We start from the raw sequence: 506 nt of genomic DNA, 5'->3' as shown, positions 1-506 counted from the left end.
GGATGTGGTGCCGGTGGTGGTGCCGGTGGTGGTTCCGGCGCTGGATGGCGATGTGGTGCTGCGGGCCCCTGAAACCGTTGACGTTGGTGGGGCTGTGGTCGCGGTGTTGGAGCGGGTGCAGCGGTGGTTGGTGGACGGCGCCGTGGGTCGGCTGGTCGTGGTGGTGCGTGCCGGCGATGTGGGTCATGCGGCGGTTGGTGGGCTGGTGCGGTCGGTGCAGGCTGAGCAGCCCGGCCGGGTGGTGTTGGTGGAGTTGGACGGTGACGATGAGTCGTTGCTGGGGGCTGCGGTGGCGTGTGGTGAGCCGCAGGTGCTGGTTCGTGGTGGTGGGTTGTTCGCGCCGCGGTTGGTGCGGGCTTCTTCGGGTGCGGGGTTGATTGCTCCGGTGGGGCCGTGGCGGCTGGATTCTGGTGGTGCGGGGACGTTGGAGGCGTTGGCGTTGGTGCCGGCGCCGCAGGCGGCGGCCGGGTTGGTGGATGGGCAGTTGCGGTTGTCGGTCCGGGCTG

1 protein-coding gene is annotated in these 506 nt (G+C 70.4%); it reads left to right on the top strand.

The annotated features are described in order from the left end of the window. Positions 1-506 (top strand): SpnB-like Rossmann fold domain-containing protein (locus Adu01nite_RS47475; protein ID WP_203736009.1); only part of this gene is annotated, 506 nt, incomplete at both ends.

The sequence above is a fragment of the Paractinoplanes durhamensis genome (assembly GCF_016862175.1).
In the GTDB taxonomy this organism is placed as follows: domain Bacteria; phylum Actinomycetota; class Actinomycetes; order Mycobacteriales; family Micromonosporaceae; genus Actinoplanes; species Actinoplanes durhamensis.
This window is presented reverse-complemented; position numbering and strand designations above follow the sequence as displayed.